The organism is Actinospineispora acaciae DSM 45401, assembly GCF_000620785.1.
Classification (GTDB): Bacteria; Actinomycetota; Actinomycetes; order Mycobacteriales; family Pseudonocardiaceae; genus Pseudonocardia; species Pseudonocardia acaciae.
The window spans coordinates 539111-559416 of the sequence record NZ_JIAI01000003.1; the positions used below are offsets into that span (position 1 = coordinate 539111).

Here is a 20306-nt window from a genome sequence, read left to right on the forward strand (position 1 = left end):
CGCACCCGGTCTAGGCCGGTGACAACATCACTGCCCGGAGGGACCCATGGCGAACACGAAGGCGCGACGGCCGCTGCGCGCCGGCCTCGTTGTGATCACGGTGACGCAGGGCCTCGCCGGGGCCTGGCAACTGCTGTTGCCCCGCTCGTTCTACGACGACTTCCCGCTGCCGAGCCATCCGTGGGTGGCGATGCTGCCGCCGTACAACGCCCACCTGATGGTCGACACCGGCGCGCAGAACCTGGCCATGGCGGCGATGGCCGGGATGGCGGCGGTCGGGATGCAGCGAGCGCTGGTGCGCGCGGTGCTGGTCGGTTCGGTCATTTTCGGCGCCGCGCATCTGCTCTTCTATGTGTCACACCTGCAACACTTCCCTCCGGCCGACGCGGTCGCGCAGACGGCCGCGCTCGGTGCATGGCTGGCCCTGGTGGCGGCCATGCTGGTCCTCGCGGTCAGGAGATCGGAATGAAGGTGTTCGTCACCGGCGCGACCGGGGCGATCGGCCGGCACGTGGTGCCGGCGCTGATCCGGCACGGCCACACGGTCACCGCGCTCGCCCGCACCCCGGAGAAGGCGGCCGCGCTGAGCGCCCAGGGCGCCAGGGCCGTCGCGGTGTCGCTGTTCGAACGGTCCGCGCTCGCTGAGGCGTTCGCCGGCCACGACGCGGTCGCCAACCTGGCCACCGCCATCCCGCCGACGTCGCGGTTCATGAGCGCCAAGGCGTGGCGGAAGAACGACAGGGTGCGCACCGAGGGCTCTGCGGCGGTGGTGGACGCTGCGCTTGCCTCGGGCGTCGCGGGGCTGGTCCAGGAGTCGGTGAGCATGCTCTACGGCGACGGGGGCGCGGACTGGATCGACGAGGACGCGCCGGTCGACCCGTACCCCCTGGCGCGCTCCAACCTCACCGCCGAGGCGAACGCACGCCGGTTCACCGAGGCCGGCGGCACGGCGGTGGTGCTGCGCTTCGGCCTGTTCTACGGCCCGGGCGCGGCGCACAGCGACCAGATGTTCGCGCAGGCCCGCCGCCATGTCGGCCTGGTCGTCGGCCCGCCGGACGGCTACCTGTCCTCGATCCACCTCGCGGACGCGGCCTCGGCGGTGGTCTCGGCGCTGCGCGCGCCGGCGGGCACGTTCAACGTCGTGGACGACGAACCGCTGACCAAGCGCGAGCATGCCAGGGCGCTCGAGCGCGCCGCCGGCTCCGCCATGTGGCTACGGGTGCCCGGCCGGGCGGCGGCGCTGTTCGGCGAGCGACTCACGTCGCTGTCTCGGTCGCTGCGGGTCAGCAACGCCCGGTTCCGCGCCGCGACCGGCTGGGCACCCCGCTACCCCAGCGCCCGCGAGGGCTGGATGGCCACCGCGGCGACGCTGCGCACAGGGACCGCCCGCACCTCGGTGTAGGGTCTTGCCGTTCGCCCATAACGTCGTTACTATCATCTGTAACACTGTTACGGTGACGAGTGAGGAGACGGGCATGGGCAACACCTACCTCGAGGGCGCTTTCGCTCCGGTGCACGAGGAGCTCACCGTCACCGACCTGGCGGTGACCGGCACCATTCCCGAGTACCTGGACGGGCGCTACCTGCGCAACGGCCCGAACCCGATCTCCGAGGTGGACCCGGCCGTCTACCACTGGTTCGTGGGCGACGGCATGGTGCACGGCGTGCGGCTGCGCGACGGGCAGGCGAAGTGGTATCGCAACCGCTGGATCCGCAGCCCCGAGGCGGCCAGGGTGCTCGGCGAACCGCCCCTGACCGGCCGGCGCAGCGCCCCGCTGGACGCGCCCGGCGCGAACACCAACGTCATCCAGCACGCCGGCCGCACCCTGGCCCTGATCGAGGCCGGCCCGGCGAACTACGAGCTGTCCGACGAGCTGGACACGATCGGCTACTGCGACTTCGACGGCACCTTGCCCGGCGGCTTCACCGCGCACCCCAAGCACGACCCGGAGACCGGCGAGCTGCACGCGGTGTCGTACTACTTCGGGCACGGCAACAAGGTGCAGTACTCGGTGATCGGCACCGACGGCAAGGCCCGCCGGGCGGTGGACATCGAGGTCACCGGCAGCCCGATGATGCACGACTTCTCGCTCACCGAGAAGCACGTGATCTTCTACGACCTCCCGGTCACGTTCGACCCGAACCAGGCGGTGAGGATGTCCGTGCCGCGCCCCCTGCGCACCCCGGCCAAGCTGGTGATGTCCGCGCTGGTCGGCCGGGTGCGGGTGCCGGACCCGGTGAATGCGGCGCTGAACCGCTCGCTGCCGGGCAACAGCGCGATGCCGTACGCCTGGAACCCCCGCTACCCGGCGCGGGTCGGCGTGATGCCCAGGGAGGGCGGCAACGCCGACGTGCGCTGGTTCGACATCGAGCCGTGCTACGTGTTCCACCCGCTCAACGCCTTCGACAGCGACGACGGGGCCGGCGACACCGTGGTGCTCGACGTGGTGCGGCACCCGAAGATGTTCGCCACCGACTTCAACGGCCCCAACGAGGGTCAGCCGACCCTGGATCGCTGGACGGTCGACCTGGCCGACGGCAAGGTCCGCGAGTCCCGGCTGGACGACCACCCGCAGGAGTTCCCCCGGGTCGACGAGCGACTCACCGGCCGCCGGCACCGCTACGGCTACGCGGTGCAGATGAAGGCCGGCACCGGGGCGAACGCCGCCGGCACGCTGCTCAAGCACGACCTGACCGCCGGCCACGCCACCGAACGCTCCTTCGGCCCCGGCCACACCCTCAGCGAGTTCGTGTTCGTACCCAGCGCCCCGGACGCACCCGAGGACGACGGCGTGCTGATGGGCTTCGTGTACGACCGCGCCACCGACCGCAGCGACCTGGCCATCCTGGACGCCCAGACGCTGGAGACGGTGGCCGCCGTACACCTGCCCGCCCGAGTCCCGAACGGCTTCCACGGCAACTGGGCGCCGACCGAGTAGGCCGTGGGTGGCGAGTACGGCCCGGGCCGTACTCGCCACTCACAGGCGCGCCGGCGCGGACGGCTCGCGCAGCCGCAGGGCCAACGCCGCGCACAGCACCGGCAACACGATCAGGCAGCCGAGCATGACCTGGATCGAGCTGGCCTGGGCGATCGCTCCGAGCGCCGGCGCGAACGCCCCGCCCACGCTCACCGCGAGCCCCAGCGTCACCCCGCTGGCGGTGCCGATGCGGCTCGGCAGGTAGTCCTGGCCGAGCGTGATGTGCAGCGAGAACGGCGCGTAGAGCGCCAGCGACGCGAGCCCCACGAACGCGAGCAGCGCGGGGCCCGGCACGAACGCCACCCCGGCCAGCGCCACGGCGGACGCCGCGTACGACACCCGCATGGTGGGCAGCCGCCCCCAGGTCGCGGCCATCCTGCCGCCCAGCCAGGTGCCCACCGCGCCGCCCGCGTACAGCACGAACAGCGCGATCCCGCCCGCCGTGGCGTCCTGCGCCACGCGCTGCTGGACGAACAGCGCGAGGAACGTGCTCAGCCCGACGAACGCGATCGACCGCAGCACGATGACGCCGGTCAGCACGCCGAACGCCGGCCAGTCGTCCGCACCCCTCCGCGCGCCGCCGCGCCCGCCGACCGCCGCCCCCGCCGTAGCCGCGCTGCCCGCCGTGCCCGCTCGCGTTGCCCCGCCGGCCGGGGCCGCTCCCCCCGCGCGCCGGCGCAGCAGCGGCACCGTGACCAGCACCCCGAGCAGCGCCGGGGCCAGCAGCACCGGTGCGGCGGCCAGCCCGCCGAGGACCAGCACCGGCGTGGCGATCACCGGCGCGAACGCGAAGCCGACGTTGCCGCCGAGGGAGAACCAGCTCATCCGCACGTGGTCGCCGCCCGTCACCACTCGCGCCAGCCGCGCCCCCTCCGGGTGGTAGGCCGCGACGCCGATACCGGACAGCGCGATCGCGGCCAGCGCGAGCGGGTACGACCCGGCCGCCCCGACCAGCGCGACGCCGAGCCCGGTGCACACCATCGCGGCCGGCACCAGCCAGCGCATCACCCAGCGGTCCGTGAGCAGGCCGAACACCGGCTGCACCACCGAGGACAGCACGGTGGCCGCCAGCACGAACCCGGACACCGCCACGTAGTCGTAGTGCCGCTCGGCCACCAGGAACGGCACCATCACCGGCACGATCCCCTGGAAGATGTCGACGCATCCGTGGCCGACGGCGAGCAGCACTGTGGGCATGCGTCTGTCGCTCATACCGATCAGCTTCGAACGAGTCCGACGGCGCCGGCTTCCGATAAGCTGCCAACTAATGTCGATTTCCCGCCAGGCCCCGGTGGCCGACTCGGTCGAGCACAAGCCGGTCGCCCGCACCGCGCTGCAGCGGCTGGGCGCCGGGTCAGGGATCGACGCGCACTGGCACGACCAGAACCAGATCGTCTACGCCGCCCGGGGGGTGCTGTCCGTGGCCACCGACGGCGGCCACTGGATCGCCCCGGCGACCAGGGCGATCTGGGTGCCGGCCGGCACCGTGCACGAGCACCGCGCGTACGGCGAGACCGACCTGCACACGATCGGCCTGCCGGCCACCGAGAACCCGCTGCGCCTGGACGCGCCGGCGGTACTCGCGGTCGGCCCGCTGCTCCGCGAGCTGATCATCGGCTACACCCGCGACCCGGAGGACGACGGCCCCGAGCGCCGGCGGCTGCGCGCGGTGCTGCTCGACCAGCTGCGGCACTCCCCGCGCCAACAGATCCGGCTGCCCACGCCGCGCGATCCCCGGCTCGCCTCGGTGTGCGCGCTGCTCGCCGCCGATCCGGCCGACGGCCGCTCGCTGGCCGCGCTCGGCGCCGAGGTCGGGGCCAGCGAGCGCACCCTGTCCCGGCTGTTCGGCACCGAGCTGGGCATGACGTTCCCACGGTGGCGGACCCAGCTGCGGCTGCACCGGGCGCTGATCCTGCTCGCCGAGGGCACCCCGGTCACCACCGTCGCGCACCGCTGCGGGTGGGCCACCGCCAGCGCGTTCATCGACGTGTACCGCCGCACCCTCGGCCACACCCCCGGCCAGGCCCTGCGCGCGTCCTGACCGCCGGCGGGGCCCGCTCAGGGCGGTTCCGCGGAACCGCCTACGCGGACTTTGCGGTGGTCACGGCCTCGGCGGCGGCGGTTTTACCGGTGGCGGTGGCAGGGCGGGAGCGGGCGTGCAGGGTGTCGTGGCGGCTGTAGCCACGGTCGGCGCGCTGCTCGCGGACGATGCGCCGGATCATCCTGGCGCGCTGGGCGTGGCCGAGGCGTTCGGCGACGCGGGTCGCCCCCGGGATGAGCCGGCGGCCGGTCTCGAGCACGAGGTTGGCGGCGGCGGTGGCGACCACGGCGGCCTGGTACGGGCGACTGTCCGGCGCGCCGAGGTGATCGGCATTGGCCTTGCCGAGCACCAGACGGCTGAACGAGCCCAGGTAGTTGGTCAGCGCCTTCCCCGCCAGCGCGGAGCCCTTCCAGCGCGGCGGCAGCAGCACCTGCGGGGTGGCGGCCAGCAGCGCCTGGCCGAGCCGGTGGGAGTCCTGGTCCGGGCGGAACTCGGTGGCGCCCTCCAGCCAGAACAGCCGCCACGCGTCGACCTCGGTGACCGGCAGCAGCTCGGGGTCGACGCCCATCAGGTAGCCGACGTACCGCCAGAGGTGAAAGTTGGCGGCCTTGTCGGCGGCGGAGAACCGCAGCCCGAGCACCCGCGAGCCGAGCAGCAGGACCAGGGAGAACAGCAGCAGCGTGCCGACCAGCTGGACCTGGTTGACCGGCTCGTCCCACTCCTCGCGGTCCCAGTCCGCGCGCCGGGCCATCGCCGCCCGCACGTGCGCGTGCATGATCCGCACCCGCACGGTGTTCTTGAAGCCGTCGCCGTCGCGGTCCAACCCGCCGACGGTGGTGACGTCCACCCACCAGCTCGACGTCTCGGCCAGCCGGCGGGGCGCCATCGTCTCCAGCCCGCCCGTCCGCACCAGCACCTTGTCCGCCCGCGAGGCCAGGTACCCGCCGTAGAGCGCCATGCTCGGCATCACCATCAGCATGCCGACCAGCCCGGTGCGGGTGACCACCCGGCAACCGCGTTCCAGCAGCTCGCGGTCCAGCCAGTACGGCGCCGCGTCGACGTGCGCGAAGAAGTCGGCCAGCGCGCGCGGCGGGTCCGCGACGGTGTCGATGCCGTGCTCCAACGCCTGCTCGAACATCCGCCGCCCGCGACCGCCCGGCAGTTCGCGCATCATGGCGGCCACCGCGTCCGCGAGGGGGTCCCCTGCCGCCGCGAACCTGCGGAACCAGGCCAGCTGCGACGCGGTCGCGCGGACGTCCCCCGGCGCGAACAGCGGAAGCCCGAGCTTCCACGGGTGGCGGGTCATCCAGTCCGGGTGCGGTAGCCGCGGCTCGGTCGGGGTCACGTCGGCCTCCTTATCTGGTGAGAACTGTCACCAACAATTCTGGTGGCAATCATCACCAGATATTCGACCAACGTCAAGTACCGTGCGGCACAATCGCCTGGGATGACCGCGACCCGCCCGTACCGAGGGGCGTCCGCCGACCAGCGGCGGGCCCGGCGCCGGGCCGCGCTGCTCGAGGCAGGCCTGGAGCTGCTGGGCACGCAGGGCTGGGCGGGCACCACGGTGCGCGGGGTCTGCGCCCAGGCCGGGCTGAACGACAGGTACTTCTACGAGAGCTTCCCGGACCTGGACACGCTGCTGGTCGCCGTGTTCGACGACCTCACCGAACGCGGGCAGGCCGCGATCCTGGCCGCCACCGACGCGGTCCCGCCCGAGCTGCGGCTTCGGGTCGACGCGGCGGTCAGCGCCACCGTCGACTTCCTGACCGTCGACCCCCGCCACACCCAGGTTCTGGTGTACGAGATCCAGGCCAGCCCGGTTCTGCGGAACCGCCGCCGGGTGCTGATGCGCGCCCTGGTGGACATCTTCACCGGTCAGTTCCACGAGCTGATCGGTGACGTCACGCTGTCCGAGACCGAGGTCGAGATGACGGCGTTGAGCATGGTCGGCGGCGCCTGGGAGCTGGTGGCGACGTGGCTGCGCGGTGATCTCGAGGTGGACCGCGAGCGTCTGATCGACTTCATCGTGTCCCTGATGCTGACCGCCACCCCCCAGAACGGGCGCAACCCGTCACCCCGGGGATAGGGTCGGTCATCGGGAGTGATCGAGGGTCCCGGAATGCGCCTCGGCATCGGCGAGGGAGAACCCAATGAACGATGTCTCCGCCTGGCAGACGACGATCGGCCTGATCGGGATCGCGGTGTGGGGCGTCATGTGCGGGCTGCCTGCGCTGGTGCTCTACAGCCTGGCCGCCAGGTCAGACAGCGGCGTGATGGCGTGGATCGTCCTCATCGTCGTGTTCCTGGTGTGGTTTCCGCTGGTCACCGCGCTGTGCATCTGGGCGTTCGGCATGCTGATCGGGATCAAGCTGCTCTGACTCGAGCATGGCCAGCAGCGCGGCGGTGGCCGGGGCCGGCGGGCGTTCGGCGGCGGTGACGGCGAGCAGCTCGCGGGAGATGTCCGGCTCGGTACGGATGGCCACCACCCGGTCGGCGCGGCGCACCGACAGCGGCGGCAACAGCGCCGGCCCGAGCCCGTGGCCGACCAGCTCGACCAGTTGCGCGAGCGTGTCCACCTCGCAGCAGACCCGCCTGCGCAGGCCCACCTGGGCGCAGACCTGGTCGATCCGCGCGCGCAGCGCGGAGTCCGCCCGGTACTCCACGAACTCACGCTCCGCGAGCTCGTCGAGCCGGACAACGCGGCGCGCGGCCAGCGGGTCGCCGGCGGGCACCGCGAGCACCAGCGACTCGACGCCGAACGGGATCTCGCGCAGCCGCCTGCCGTCCAGCGGGCGGTCCACGAACGCCAGGTCCAGGTCGCCGTCCAGGGTCATCTGGACCAGGTCGCCGACGCTGGCGTTGCGCAGCCGCAGCGTGACGCCCGGGTAGCGCCCGCGGTACGCGGCCAGCAGCGCGGGCAGGTCCACGATGCCCACCGACTGGATCACGCCGATGTCCAGCCGCCCGCGCAGCACGCCGCGCACCGCGTCCACCGCGTCACGGCCGTCCTGGGTGGCGGCGAGCGCCCGGCGCGCGGCGGGCACCAGCGCGCGGCCCGCCTCGGTCAGCTCCACCCGCCGGCTGCTGCGGATCAGCAGCTCGCTGCCCAGCTCGCGCTCCAGCGCCCGGATCGAGCTGGACAGGCTCGACTGCGCGATGTGCACCCGGCGCGCGGCGCGGGTGAAGTGCCTCTCCTCCACCACCGCGAGGAAATGCTCGAACTGGCGCAGCTCCATAAATCGATGGTATCGATCGCAGCCATAGTTACAATCCGTTGGATAGATTGTCGGGCCGTCGGCACGCTGGTCTTCGTGGGTACTACAGACACGGTTCCCGGCCGGCGCGGGCTGAGCCGGCCGGTGGCGGTCGCGTTCGTCGGCTACACGTTCGGCGTCGCGATGCTGGGCAGCACGCTGCCCACCCCGCTGTACGGGCTCTACCAGCGACAGCTCGGCTTCTCCAACCTCACGACCACGGTCATCTACGCGGTGTACGCGGCCGGGGTGCTCGCCGCGCTGCTGCTGTTCGGCCGGGCCTCGGACGTGCTGGGGCGCCGGCGCGTGCTGCTGGTCGGGCTGGCGGCGGCCGCGCTGTCCGCGCTCGTGTTCACCACCGACGGCGGGCTGGCCACGCTGCTCGCCGGCCGGGTGCTGTCCGGGCTGTCCGCCGGCCTGGTCTCCGGAACCGGCACAGTCGCACTGGTCGAGCTGATCGAGCTCGGCGGGGACGGGCACGGCGGCCGCCACGCGCGGGCGACCATGCTGGCCACGGCGGTGAACATGTTCGGCCTCGGAGCCGGGCCGCTGCTGGCCGGCCTGCTCGCCGAGTACGCCCCCGCGCCGCTGCTGCTGCCGTTCGTGACGCACCTGCTGTTGCTCGTCCCGGCCGCGATCGGGGTGTGGCTCGCGCCGGAGACGGCGCCCGCCCGCGACAGCGGGCACGGAACTCGCGACGGCGGGCGCGGATCGCGCGGCGAGTGGGCACGGCCGCAGCGGCTGGGGGTGCCGGGGCAGGCTCGAGCGGCCTTCCTGCCCTGCGCGATCGCGGTGTTCGCCGCGTTCGCGGTGTTCGGCCTGGTCACCGCCGTCGAGCCGGGCTTCCTCTCGTCGCTGTTGGGGCTGCCCAACCGCGCGCTGGCCGGCGCCATGGTGTTCTCCATGTTCGCCGGATCGGTGCTCGGGCAGGCCGGCTCGACGCGGCTGCCGACGCGGGTGGCGCTGCCCACCGGCTGCCTGGTGCTGGTCGCCGGGCTGGCCGGCATCGCGGTGGCGCTCACGGCCGGGTCGCTGGCGCCGCTGGCGGCCGGCACCGTGGTGGTCGGCGTCGGCCAGGGCGTCTGCTTCCGGGCCGGGATGACGGCGGTCACCTCGGCCAGCCCGCCGGACCGCCGGGCGGAGACGGTGTCCAGCTTCTTCGTGGTGATCTACCTGGGCATCTCGGTGCCGGTGGTGCTGGTCGGGGTCGGCGCGCAGGTGTGGGGACTGCGCACCGCCGGCATCGTGTTCACCGCCGCGGTGGCGGCGCTCGCGCTCACCGCGCTGGCCATCGTGCTGCGCCTGACCGCCCGGCGCGCGGCTACTCCCGCTGCGTTGTGAGCATCCTGGTCAGCCGCTCGGCGCCGCTGTTGAGCCGGGTCAGGAACCCGGTGATCAGCGCCAGCTCGTCCTCGCTGTACTCCGCGAGCAACGCGCGCGTGTCCGCCTCGACCGTCGCGAAGATGCCGCCCAGCTCCTCGTCGTGCCGGCCGGTGGCGACGACCACCACCTTGCGGCGGTCGGCGGGGTCGCGGCGGCGCTCGACGAACCCTCGCCGCTCCAGCCGGTCCAGCACCGCGGTGGTCGCCGACGTGCTCAGCCCGGTGACCTGAGCCAGCCGTCCGGCGGTCAGGCGCGACTCGCTGCGCGCCAGGTCGAGCGCCTTCATGTCGGTCGGCCCGAGCCCGACCCGCTCGGTGACGGCCTGATGGAACATCAGGGTCCGGCCGGCGTGCTCGCGCATCAGGTCCACCAGCCGGTCAACCTGCGTCACACGAGAAACGGTTGACACCCGGCGACTCCTCTCGGTTATTATTTCGATGCATCAAGATATCCGATCAATCGAAGTAATGCTAGCTCCTGAGGGGACGTCACCATGGTGCGAGAAGAGACGGACGTCGTCGTGGTCGGGGCCGGCCTCGGCGGGCTGTCCACCGCGGTGTTCCTGGGCCTGCACGGGGTGCCCGCCCTGGTCGTGGACCGGCACCCGAGCACATCCGTGCAGCCCAAGGCCCGGGGCCAGAACCCCGTGGTCATGGAAGGACTCCGCGCCGCCGGCGTTGACCAGGCGATACTCGACGCGTCCCCGCCCGGCCGGGCCGCGATGACGATCGCGATCTCGCGGAGCATGGCCGGCCCGGTGCTGCACAGCTTCACCGAGGAGATGCCCGACATCACCGCGTACTCCCCGGCCCCGTTCGGCATGGCCAGCCAGGCCAAGGCGGAGGCGGCGCTCGCCGCGCGCGCCAGGGAGCTGGGCGCCCGGGTCAGCTTCAACACCCGCTGCGAGTCGGTCACGCAGGACGCCGACGGCGTGACCGTCACGCTGTGTGACGTCCAGAGCGGACGCGAGCGGGAGGTGCGCGCGCGGTACCTGGTGGCCGCCGACGGCCACAAGGGCGGCCTGCGCGAGCTGGCCGGCATCGGCGCGCACGGGCGGGGCACGTTCGAGCGGACCACCACGGTCCGCTTCCTCGCCGACCTGACCGCGTACGCCGGCCAGGACGCCGTGGTCCTGCACTACATGCAGAACCCCGAGCTCCCCGGCGGCACCGGCGTGATCGTCTCCACCGACAACCCCGGCGAGTGGGTGGCCGGCATGTCAGTCGATCCGGACCGGGACGACGCGGCCACCGCCGGGATCATCCGCACCCTGGTCGGCGTGCCGGACCTCGAACTCGACGTGCTCGACGGCGCGACCTGGGAGTACGCGCACCGGCTCGCCGACCGGTTCCGCACCGGGCGGGTGCTGCTGGTCGGCGACGCCGCGCACCTGATGCCCCCGACCGGGGGCCAGGGCGGCAACACCGCGGTGCTGGACGGCTACCACCTCGGCTGGAAGCTGGCCGCCGTGATCCGAGGCCAGGCCGGCCCCGCGCTGTTGGACAGCCACGACACCGAGCGCCGCCCGTTCGCCGAGGCGGTGTGCGAGTGGCAGGTGGCCAACCTGGTGGTCCGCCAGCGCCCCGACCTGGCCGACGACAGCATCGGCGAGCCGATGGACCCGATCGCGCTGCTGTTCGGCTACGCCTGCCCGGACGGCGCGTTCGTCAAGGAGACCGCACCGGGTGCGCCGGACTCCCTGTTCGACGACCCGAACGACCCGTCGGGCCGGCCGGGCACCCGGGTGCCGCACGCCTGGCTGCGCGGCCCGGGCGGGCCGGTGTCCCCCCGCCAGCTCCTCGGCCCGCACTTCCTGGTCCTCACCGGTGCGCCCGACGGGCTCTCTGCCGCCGAGAAGGCCGCCGCCGAGCTGGACGTCCCGCTGCGCGCGTACTCGGTGCGCGCGGGCGCGGGGGCCGACGCCGGCGCCGGCTCCGGCTCCGGGCCGGGGGCCGGCATCGATGCGGCGATCGGGCCGAACGAGCTGGTCGACCCGGACGGCGGGTGGGCGCGCCGGTCCGGGGTCGGAACGGGAGGCACCGTGCTGGTCCGCCCGGACGGCCTCGTCGCCTGGCGCGGACCGGACCCCGCCGAGCTGGGCGCGGCGCTGCGCGCGGTGCTGCGCCGGTAGCGCCCAAACGGTTCGGAAAACGGACTGGACATACGCACCGGGGAGGTTGCCAGGTAAGGGTTGTTACCTGGCAACCGCGTCCGCGCCCCGGATCATCGTGGAGATGAGCTCCCCGCACGTCCCCGAGCTGCCCGGCCGGCTACAGGCTTGCTACCTGGTCGAACGCGAGCTGTTCGCCTGGTGGGGGGTCGACGATCCTCGCTCGGCGGCCGCCGAGGTCGGGCTGCCCGCCGGCCGGCCGGAACCGCTCTCGATGGCGCTGCCCTCGGTTCCGCGGAACCGCCTCACCGCCCGGCCCGAACCACTCCCGGCGACCCCCGCCGCGGTTCCGCGGAACCGCCTTGACGGCGCCGTGGTCCCGGTCACGGTGCCCGCCGCGCTGGTCGACCCCGACGTGGCGGTGCCGGCGCTGGCGCGGTGGCGGGCGCCGGACGCGAGCGCCTCACTGCGAGCCTGGTCGCGCATTGCGGCCGCGCTCGACTCGGGCGACCCCGCCGGCGAGCTGCCCGGGCTCGCCGCCGCACTCCCGACCGCCGGCCACGCCGCGCTCGCGCTGGACGGGATGACCATCTGGTCCGCCTCGGCCACCGTGACCGCCGCGCGCACCGCCCACCGCGCCGAGCCTGCCCACACCGAAGCCGGCCGGATACACGCCGTGCTGCGGCCCTACCAACGCGCGGGCGTGAGCTGGCTCGCGGCGTCCTCGGCACACGGCGGCGGGGTGCTCGCCGACGAGATGGGCCTCGGCAAGACGGTGCAGGCCATCGCGGTGCTCGCCGGCCGGCGCGCCGATGCTCGTTCCGCTGACGCTGCTCTCGGTGCCGACGCTCGTTCCGCTGACGCTCCTCTCGGTGCCGACGCTCGTTCCGCTGACGCTCCTCTCGGTGCCGATGCTCGTTCCGCTGACGCTGCTCTCGGGAGGCCGCACCTGGTCGTCTGCCCGACCTCGTTGCTGGGCAACTGGGCGCGCGAGCTGGCCCGGTTCGCGCCGGAGCTCGACGTCGTGCGGTACGCCGGGCCGGAGCGCTCACGACTGCTGACCGCGGCGGGCGCCGGCACCGTGGTGCTGACCAGCTACGGCGTGCTCCGGGCCGACGCCAACGCGCTGGGCGGACGGGGCTGGGACGTGGTCGTGCTCGACGAGGCGCAGCAGATCAAGAACCCGGACGCGCGGGCAGCCCGGGCGGCGCGAGCCCTGGACGCGCGGCTGCGGGTGGCCATGACCGGCACCCCGGTGGAGAACCGGCTCGACGAGCTGTGGTCGCTCCTGGCGTTCACCAACCCGGGGCTGCTGGGCACCCGGTCCCGGTTCCGCGGCCGGTTCGCCGTCGCGGTCGAGCAGCGGCGCTCGTCGGCGGCGGCCGCGCGGCTGCACGAGATCGTCGGGCCGCACATCTTGCGCCGGCGCAAGCGCGACGTCGCCCCGGAGCTACCACCCAAGATCGAGACGACGGTGCTCTGCGCGATGACCGACGAGCAGCGGCGGCTGTACCTCGAGAGCCTGGACGAGGCGTTCGACGCCGGCCTCGGCACCGGCATCGGGCGGCGCGGACGGGTGCTGGCCCTGCTCACCCGGCTCAAGCAGATCTGCAACCACCCCGAGCAGGTACGGCCGACGGGCGCGCCGCTGGCCGGCCGCTCCGGCAAGCTGGACCGGGCCACCGAGATCCTCGCCGAGATCCGTGACAACGACCCGGACGACGCCGGCGAGGCCACCGGCGACCGGGCTCTGGTGTTCACCCAGTATCGCGCCACCGGCGAGCTGCTGGCCGGCCATCTCGCCGCCGAGGTCACCGGCCGGCCGGTGCCGTTCCTGCACGGCGGGCTCCCCCCGGCGGCGCGCGAGCGGATGGTCGCCGAGTTCTCCGACGACCCGGACGGCCCGCCGATCCTGGTGCTGAGCCTGCGGGCGGCCGGCTTCGGGCTCAACCTGACCAGGGCCACCCACGTGCTGCACTTCGACCGCTGGTGGAACCCGGCCGTGGAGGACCAGGCCAGCGACCGGGCGCACCGCATCGGCCAGACCTGCACGGTCACCGTGCACACCCTGCTCACCGAACACACCCTGGAGGAGACCATCGCCGAGCTGCACGCCGGCAAGCGCGACCTGGCCGGCGTCGCCACCGGCGAGGTCCGCGCGCCGGAGAACGACCTGGCCCGCCTGTCGGACGAACAGCTGCGCGCCGTGCTCACGAATGGCGAGCGCGGTACTCGCGGGATGCGGCCGCGATGACCGCCTGGGGTCACGACTGGGTGCGGCTGGCCGAGCCCACCAGGATCACCCGCCCGGATCCGAGCCTGCCCAGAGCCCGCTCGCTGACCAGGCGGGACCGGGTGCGCGACATGGAGCTCGGGGCGGGCACGGTGCGCGCCGTGGTGCACGACCGTACCGAGCGCCGGGTCCACATCACGGTGCCGACCTGGGACGACGCGCAGCTCACCGCCGCAAGGGCCGCGCTGGCCGCGTCCGCCGCCCCGGTCACCGGCGACGACCTGCCCGACGCGGTGCACGCCGCGCTCCGCTCCGCCGGCCTGCCGCTCGCGCCCGACCCGGCCACGCTCGGCACCGGCTGCGACTGCGCGCGCCCGAGGGGACGCCCCGACGGCCGTTGCGTACACCTGCTGGCCAGCTACTTCGAGGTGGCCCGCCGGTTGGACGAGCGGCCCCGGCTGGCGCTGCTGCTGCGCGGGCTTGCCGAGGCGCCGGCGGCCGGGACGGCGCGCATCCCGCTCGGACTGATCGATCCTGGAAATTTCTACGGCCCTGGGAATTGAGTCGGGTCGGCTCACGTTTTATGAGCGTGAGGCTCACCAGGAGAGCCGAGATGATCAGGAGGCAAGCATGAGCAACCTTTCCCTGTGGACCCGCCGCGACCCGTTCGCCGAGTTCGACGCCCTGGTACGGCGCGCCTTCACCGGCCCGTTCCCGAGCTGGCCGAACGGCACGAGCTCGTTCGTCCCGGCCGCCGAGGTGGCCAGGGAAGGCGCGGACGCGGTGGTCACCCTGGAGCTGCCCGGGGTCGACGCCGCCAAGGACGTCACCGTCGAGGTGGACGGCGACCAGCTGGTGGTCCGGGGCGAGCGCCGTGACCAGCGGTCCGAGCAGCGCGACGGGCGCAGCCTGCGCGAGGTGCGCTACGGGTCGTTCCGTCGGGCGTTCACGCTGCCGGCGCACGTCACGGCGGACGCGGTGAGCGCGTCCTACGACGCCGGCGTGCTGAGCGTCCGGGTGGCCGGTGCCTACGCGGAGGGCGCGGGCGCGCGCCAGATCCCGGTGGCCACCGACACCCCCGCGGTCGAGGCCGGCGAGCCCGACGGCGGCAAGGACGCCTGAGCCGCGGTCCGCGCGGACGGGGCCATCCCGTCCGCGCGGACACCCGCGTGACACCATGAGAACGGGTTACACAGTTGTGGGCGCAAACACCCATCCGTGCGAACGCTCCCACCCACCTCGGTGAACCCTTTGATTACTTTCCTCGCACTCGTAACACCGACACGCACGCGCGCGACGTCGATGACATGAATCTCGGTGAGCAGAGGGTCACGGGTGACCGCGGATCCGAGGCGGGCGAACGGCGACTTGCCAGCGGCAGCGAGCTGCTGACGGTCGCCGAGGTCTCCACCATGTTGCGAGTGTCGAAGATGACCATCTACCGGATGGTGCACTCCGGGGAGATCCCGCATGTCAGGGTCGGCCGCTCGTTTCGCATCCCGGCCGACGCCGTCCGCCAGATCCTGGGCAGTCGTGAGCTGGGTCAGCCTTGAGCTAGCCCCGAAGAAGAGCCAGTCCCCCGATATGGGCCGCCGGATCGGCCGCCACCCTGCCTAGTCGGCGGTCGATCCCGCGGCCCGGGACTCCACCGGCCCGCCCACCTGACCGCCGCCGTTCCAGCGCTCCTCGATGCGGCCGAACCGCCAGACCGCCAGCGCGACGACCCAGGTGAGCACGAACAACGCCACGATGACGTAGCCGACGTTCTCCAGGTCCAGCGAACCGACCAAGCCCAGCGGACCGCCCGAGTCCGGGTCGACGCCGAGCTTGTCGGCCAGCAACTGGAGCAGCTCGATCACCCCGACGACGAGCGCGACCAGGACGGACAGCGACGTCACCGTGAGGTTGTAGAAGACCTTGCGGACCGGACGCAGGAACGCCCAGCCGTAGGCGGCGGACATGAACACGCCGTCGGCGGTGTCGAGCAGGCACATGCCCGCCGCGAACAGCACCGGCAGGGTCAGGACGGCGTACCAGGGCAGCGAGAACGCGGCCGCGCCGCCGGCGAGCACCAACAGCGAGATCTCGGTGGCCGTGTCGAACCCGAGCCCGAACAGCAGCCCGACCGGGTACATGTGCCACGGCTTGGTGACCGCCCGCATCACCCGCCCCAACAGCACGGCCAGCAGGCCGCGCCCGTTCAGGTGCTTCTCCAGCTCGGCGTCGTCGAGCGGCTCGGTGCGCATCCGCCGGAACACCCGCGCGATGCCGACCAGCGCGTACAGGTTGATCAGCCCGATCAGCACCAGGAACACCCCGGACACCAGGGTGCCGATCAGGCCGGTGGTCTGCTGCAGCTCCGAGGCGCCGTCCTCGACCTGGCCGGCCAGCGCCCTGATGCCGATGCCGACCAGGAAACACAGGCCGAACACGACGCTGGAGTGCCCCAGCGAGAACCAGAACCCGACACCGCGCGCCGGCTTGCCCTCGCCGACCAGCTTCCGGGTGGTGTTGTCGATCGCCGCGATGTGGTCGGCGTCGAAGGCGTGCCGCATGCCCAGCAGGTACGCGGTCAGCCCGAGCCCGATGCCGAACACGCCCGCCGAGCCAAGCTCGTAGTTCATCGGCGCGACCAGGCCGGCAAGCACGCCCCACCCGACCACGTGCAGCAGCACGATGAAGCCCGCCATGCCCGCGATCGCCACCCGGTCCGCACGGTCGAAGCGGACATGCCGAGCGGCGGGCGCCGGAGAGTCGCTCATCCCGATATGGTGCGCCAGCCTCGGCACCGTTGCATAGTCCTGGCAACTGACTAACCGGTGCGATAGCCCGGCGACGAGCCGGCGGGAGCGGCGGCGCCCAGCGTAGGCCGCTCGACGAGCAGCCGCTGGATCGGGCGCAACGCGACCCCGAGCGGGACGAACCTGGCCGCGAGGTCGCGCGCGAACGCGAACGGGCGGCCGCCCCGGAACATCAGCCTGGCCAGCTGGCGGGAGTTCTCCTGGGCGGCCTCGACGCGCGGGCGCTGGTGCGCCTCGTAGTCCCGCAGCGCTACGGATATCCGCTCCCTGCCGGCGGCACTCGGGTGCCCGTCCAGGTGACCGCCCAGGTGACCGTCCAGCACCCACGCCGACTCCATCGCCATGCCCGCGCCGATGCCCGCCGTCGGCAGGAAACCGGCGGCGGCGTCACCGAGCAACGCCACCCGCCCGACCGACCAGGTGGCGGCCCGCCGGTCGACCAGCGACCAGAAGTAGCACTCGTCCGGCTCGGCCCGGTCCAGGACGTCGAGGGCATCACGAACCCGTTGGCCCGGCGAGGCGAACGCGGCGCGGGCGCGGCCGGCGAACCGCCGAGGCCCGACCCGGGTGTCCGCGCGCGGGCCGCACACGATGAACCCGAGCCGGTCCTCCACCGGGTAGGTGCCGATGAACGTCCCGTCGCCCCAGAGCTCCTCGCCGAGATCGTGGTCCCGGTCCGGCGGGAGCCAGCCCACCCAGCCGCCCCAGCCGCTGTCGAAACCGGACACCCCGTCGTCGCCGAGCACCAGGCCACGCGTCGCCGAGTGCAGCCCGTCGGCGGCCACCACCAGGTCGAACTCGCCCGTCACGGCGGCCCCCGAGCCGTCCTCGATCACGGCCCGAACCACGTCGGCGTCCTGCTCGATCGCGCTCACCGTGGCCCGATGGCTGACGGCCGGCCCCGGCGAGCCGAGCACCCCGAGCATGCCGCCGCGGCTGATCCCCCGGTAGTCGCCGAAGCGGGCCAGCAGCCGGCTCATCTGGTACTCCCGCAGCGTCGCACCGGTCCGCCCTCGGATCCGGTACCGGGCCAGGGGGACGCCGCGCCGGGCGTACTCCTCGGTCAGGTCGAGGGCGGCGAGCACCGGGTCGACCAGCGGCATCAGCGCCAGCATGTAACCGGCCCCCGCGTCCGGGCCGGAGCGCTCCAGCACCACCGGATGCAGCCCTCGCCGGCGCAGCAGCCCGGCCAGCGTCAGCCCCGCCACCCCGGCGCCGACGACCAGCACCCGCAGCGGGTCCTCCCGCACGGCTGCCAGCTGATCCGAGACGGGTGTCGACTCCAACACGTCCACTCCTCATACGTCCAACAACAGTGGACCACCCGGTCCACTACTCGACGCTAGCACGGAATTGGACCGGGCGGTCCACTGACGTGCTAGCGTCGGCCGGTGGGATCACGGACGGTGGGAGAGCTGCCGCCCCGGCGACGGCGCGCGCTGTTGGAGTCGGCGGCCAGGGAGTTCGCCGGCGCGGGCTACCAGCGCGCCTCGCTGAACCGGGTCATCCGGGCCAACGGCATGAGCAAGAGCTCCTTCTACCACTACTTCGACTCCAAGGAGGCGCTGTTCGACGCGGTGGTGACGGAGGCGGGCCGGGCGCTGGTCGAGGCCGTCGACCTGCCAGACGCCACCGAGCTGGCCGGCCCCGACTTCTGGGACCGGATCGCGCGGCTGCTGGACCAGCTGCTGGCGCTGGCCGAGCGCGGCGAGCTGTTCACCAGCCTGGGTCGGATGTTCTACCTGCCCGACGCGCCGGCCGGCGAGGACGGGGCGCTGAGCCGGGCCAGGGCCGGGGTGGACGACTGGCTGACCCGGGCGCTGGAGGCCGGGCGTTCGGCCGGGGCGGTGCGCGACGACCTTCCGCCGTCTCTGCAGGCCCGGCTCGCGCTGGCGGTGCTCTGGGCGATGGACGAGTGGTCGGTGACGCACCTGCCCGAGCTGGACGCCGACGAGCTCGGACGGCTGGCGGCCGCGCAGTTGGACGCGATCCGACGGCTGCTGTCCCCGTAACGGCCCCGCTCGACGCTCCGGCGGTGCCCCGGCGTGAGGCGGTTCCGCGGAACCGCCTTGACGGCGCTCCGGTGGCCGGGTCAGCGGCCGGCCACGTCCCGGGTCTGGTCGATCAGGGTGGCCAGGCCGGACCGGACGCGCTCCAGGTCGGCCGCGCAGGCCTGCGCGCTGGCCGGGCCGGTCGGGCTCAGGCGCGAGCCGCAGCCGTCCCGGTCGAAGGCGTCGGCGGCGGACAGCAGCGTCGCCGAGCTGACCCCGACCAGCTCGCCGTTGGGCAGCCCCGCGGCCCCCGCGCGCACCGTTCCCACCGCTGAACGCAGCTCGGCGAGGAACCTGTCACAGTCCGGGTAGACCTGCTCCGCCTTCCCGGTCTGGCACGGGTCCTGGCTGATCAGGTCCAGCTTGGTGACCGCGCTGGCGAGCGCGCCGGAGGCGGCGGCCCGGCTGGTCGGCGCCGGTTTCGAGGCCGGCGTGCTGGTCAGCTCGGGCGAACCGCACCCGGCCAGCACCAGAACCCCGAGCAGCCCGGCCACCACGCCCGGCCGGAGCCGAAGCCCGCGCCGACCGGCCGCCGCGCGCGCCGACGCCCCCGCCGACACTCGCGCCGACACGAGGCCCGCCGCACCCGCCCAGAGTCCCGCCAACACCGCCCCATGATGACCGCCCGCCCACCGGCCGGCACAACCGCCACCCCGAGGTGACCCGGACGGACGCCGTCAGTCCGCCATCCGGCGCGCGGCGGCCTTGAGCCGGACATACTCCACCGTCGGCTCCGGCAGCCGCGCGACCACCGCGTCGACCACCGACCGGTGCCGCTCGGCCGGCAGCCCGTCGAGGACCGCGCCGAGCACCACCGTGCCGAGGTAGGCCTCCAGCTCACCGCCGGGCGCCAACCGGACCGGGTCCGGCGTGAGCGTGACGTCCACGTCGGTGAACCCGGCGACGCAGAGCAGCTCGGCGGTCCGCTCCGCGGTGGCGAAGTTGCACGTCTGGCCGATCCGGGGCAGCCCGAGCCGGTCCAGCGCCGACTCGATGCCGGCCAACTGCCCGGCCCCACCCCACTCCGCGCGCAGCAGCCCTCCCGGGCGCAGCACGCCGGCGACCGAACGAAACACCGCGGCGTGGTCGGGCAGCCAGTGCAGGGTGGCCACCGAGAACACCGCGTCCACCGGCCGGTCGAGCACCAGCGGTTCGGTGAGGTCGGCGCGCAGCACCGTGAGCCGCTGCGGCCCGACCCCGGCCAGCCGGTCCCGCAGCTGGGCGAGCATGGCCGCCGACCCGTCCACCGCGACCACGTGCCCGGTGGGAAGCCGCTCCAGCAGCGCCTCGGTGTCCCGCCCGGTGCCGGCACCCAGGTCGAGCACCCGCTCGTCGCCGGCCAGCGGCAGCGCCGCCAGCACCCCGCGACCCCACCGCTCGTGCGGCAGCGGCTGCGCGTCGTACCGAACGGCATCCCATTCACGTGGACCTCGATGCACAGTCATGCCCCGCA

The 20306-nt window shown here is 73.6% G+C and carries 20 protein-coding genes; 12 read left to right on the forward strand and 8 right to left on the reverse strand.

Annotation, left to right across the window (positions count from 1 at the left end):
• The first annotated feature begins 46 nt into the window (after window positions 1–46).
• From N912_RS0119395 to N912_RS0119405, 3 genes are all read left to right on the forward strand, one after another.
• Window positions 47–469, forward strand: a complete 423-nt coding sequence (locus N912_RS0119395; protein ID WP_064745320.1) for a hypothetical protein — start codon at window positions 47–49, stop codon at window positions 467–469.
• Window positions 466–1401, forward strand: coding sequence for an NAD-dependent epimerase/dehydratase family protein (locus N912_RS53115; RefSeq protein ID WP_037065373.1), 936 nt, complete (start codon window positions 466–468; stop codon window positions 1399–1401). The genes N912_RS0119395 and N912_RS53115 overlap by 4 nt, the downstream gene beginning before the upstream one ends.
• Window positions 1402–1474: 73 nt before the next feature.
• Window positions 1475–2938 (forward strand): carotenoid oxygenase family protein, encoded by a 1464-nt coding sequence (locus N912_RS0119405; protein WP_028923715.1) that lies wholly within the window; start codon window positions 1475–1477, stop codon window positions 2936–2938.
• A 39-nt stretch (window positions 2939–2977) separates the two neighbouring features.
• Here the strand turns inward: N912_RS0119405 and N912_RS0119410 are convergent, their stop codons facing one another.
• Entirely contained in the window at window positions 2978–4189 is a 1212-nt protein-coding gene (locus N912_RS0119410; protein ID WP_028923716.1) for an MFS transporter, read from the reverse strand.
• Window positions 4190–4244: 55 nt separating this feature from the next.
• Between N912_RS0119410 and N912_RS0119415 the strand changes: the two genes are divergently transcribed.
• Complete coding sequence (locus N912_RS0119415; RefSeq protein ID WP_028923717.1) at window positions 4245–5018, forward strand: AraC family transcriptional regulator; 774 nt, start codon at window positions 4245–4247, stop codon at window positions 5016–5018.
• A gap of 40 nt (window positions 5019–5058) precedes the next feature.
• Here N912_RS0119415 and N912_RS53120 read toward each other — a convergent pair whose 3' ends face one another.
• Entirely contained in the window at window positions 5059–6363 is a 1305-nt protein-coding gene (locus N912_RS53120; protein ID WP_245645335.1) for an oxygenase MpaB family protein, read from the reverse strand.
• Window positions 6364–6465: 102 nt separating this feature from the next.
• Between N912_RS53120 and N912_RS0119425 the strand changes: the two genes are divergently transcribed.
• On the forward strand, window positions 6466–7107 hold the full coding sequence (locus N912_RS0119425; RefSeq protein WP_028923718.1) for a TetR/AcrR family transcriptional regulator: 642 nt from the start codon (window positions 6466–6468) through the stop codon (window positions 7105–7107).
• Window positions 7108–7279: 172 nt separating this feature from the next.
• On the opposite strand, the gene N912_RS53125 is transcribed toward N912_RS0119425, so the two are convergent.
• Complete coding sequence (locus N912_RS53125; RefSeq protein WP_064745321.1) at window positions 7280–8257, reverse strand: LysR family transcriptional regulator; 978 nt, start codon at window positions 8255–8257, stop codon at window positions 7280–7282.
• Window positions 8258–8332: 75 nt separating this feature from the next.
• Here N912_RS53125 and N912_RS0119440 point away from each other — a divergent pair, with 75 nt between their 5' ends.
• Window positions 8333–9616: an MFS transporter gene (locus N912_RS0119440; protein ID WP_051580432.1), complete on the forward strand. Its 1284-nt coding sequence runs from the start codon at window positions 8333–8335 to the stop codon at window positions 9614–9616.
• On the opposite strand, the gene N912_RS53130 is transcribed toward N912_RS0119440, so the two are convergent.
• Window positions 9597–10049 (reverse strand): MarR family winged helix-turn-helix transcriptional regulator, encoded by a 453-nt coding sequence (locus tag N912_RS53130; protein ID WP_051580433.1) that lies wholly within the window; start codon window positions 10047–10049, stop codon window positions 9597–9599. The genes N912_RS0119440 and N912_RS53130 overlap by 20 nt on opposite strands.
• Window positions 10050–10151: 102 nt before the next feature.
• Between N912_RS53130 and N912_RS0119450 the strand changes: the two genes are divergently transcribed.
• From N912_RS0119450 to N912_RS0119470, 5 genes are all read left to right on the forward strand, one after another.
• Window positions 10152–11789 (forward strand): FAD-dependent monooxygenase, encoded by a 1638-nt coding sequence (locus tag N912_RS0119450; protein WP_028923720.1) that lies wholly within the window; start codon window positions 10152–10154, stop codon window positions 11787–11789.
• Window positions 11790–11892: 103 nt separating this feature from the next.
• Window positions 11893–14022 carry a DEAD/DEAH box helicase gene (locus N912_RS61560; RefSeq protein ID WP_156993766.1) on the forward strand — a complete coding sequence of 710 codons (2130 nt, stop codon included), beginning with the start codon at window positions 11893–11895 and terminating at the stop codon, window positions 14020–14022.
• On the forward strand, window positions 14019–14564 hold the full coding sequence (locus tag N912_RS0119460; RefSeq protein WP_028923721.1) for a hypothetical protein: 546 nt from the start codon (window positions 14019–14021) through the stop codon (window positions 14562–14564). Before N912_RS61560 ends, N912_RS0119460 begins: the two co-directional genes overlap by 4 nt.
• A gap of 67 nt (window positions 14565–14631) precedes the next feature.
• Window positions 14632–15123 (forward strand): Hsp20/alpha crystallin family protein, encoded by a 492-nt coding sequence (locus N912_RS0119465; protein ID WP_028923722.1) that lies wholly within the window; start codon window positions 14632–14634, stop codon window positions 15121–15123.
• A 185-nt stretch (window positions 15124–15308) separates the two neighbouring features.
• Window positions 15309–15554 carry a helix-turn-helix domain-containing protein gene (locus tag N912_RS0119470; RefSeq protein ID WP_028923723.1) on the forward strand — a complete coding sequence of 82 codons (246 nt, stop codon included), beginning with the start codon at window positions 15309–15311 and terminating at the stop codon, window positions 15552–15554.
• A 60-nt stretch (window positions 15555–15614) separates the two neighbouring features.
• On the opposite strand, the gene nicT is transcribed toward N912_RS0119470, so the two are convergent.
• Both nicT and N912_RS0119480 read right to left on the reverse strand, forming a co-directional pair.
• Window positions 15615–16763, reverse strand: coding sequence for a Nickel transporter NicT (gene nicT / locus N912_RS53140; RefSeq protein ID WP_064745323.1), 1149 nt, complete (start codon window positions 16761–16763; stop codon window positions 15615–15617).
• 50 nt (window positions 16764–16813) lie between these two features.
• Window positions 16814–18091 (reverse strand): FAD-dependent oxidoreductase, encoded by a 1278-nt coding sequence (locus N912_RS0119480; protein WP_028923724.1) that lies wholly within the window; start codon window positions 18089–18091, stop codon window positions 16814–16816.
• Window positions 18092–18193: 102 nt separating this feature from the next.
• Here N912_RS0119480 and N912_RS0119485 point away from each other — a divergent pair, with 102 nt between their 5' ends.
• Window positions 18194–18814 carry a TetR/AcrR family transcriptional regulator gene (locus N912_RS0119485; RefSeq protein ID WP_245645336.1) on the forward strand — a complete coding sequence of 207 codons (621 nt, stop codon included), beginning with the start codon at window positions 18194–18196 and terminating at the stop codon, window positions 18812–18814.
• 80 nt (window positions 18815–18894) lie between these two features.
• Here the strand turns inward: N912_RS0119485 and N912_RS0119490 are convergent, their stop codons facing one another.
• Both N912_RS0119490 and N912_RS0119495 read right to left on the reverse strand, forming a co-directional pair.
• A complete protein-coding gene (locus N912_RS0119490) occupies window positions 18895–19425 on the reverse strand; it encodes a hypothetical protein (protein ID WP_156993768.1) in 531 nt (176 codons plus the stop codon).
• Between the two features lie 105 nt (window positions 19426–19530).
• On the reverse strand, window positions 19531–20298 hold the full coding sequence (locus tag N912_RS0119495; protein ID WP_037065377.1) for a class I SAM-dependent methyltransferase: 768 nt from the start codon (window positions 20296–20298) through the stop codon (window positions 19531–19533).
• Window positions 20299–20306: the final 8 nt, after the last annotated feature.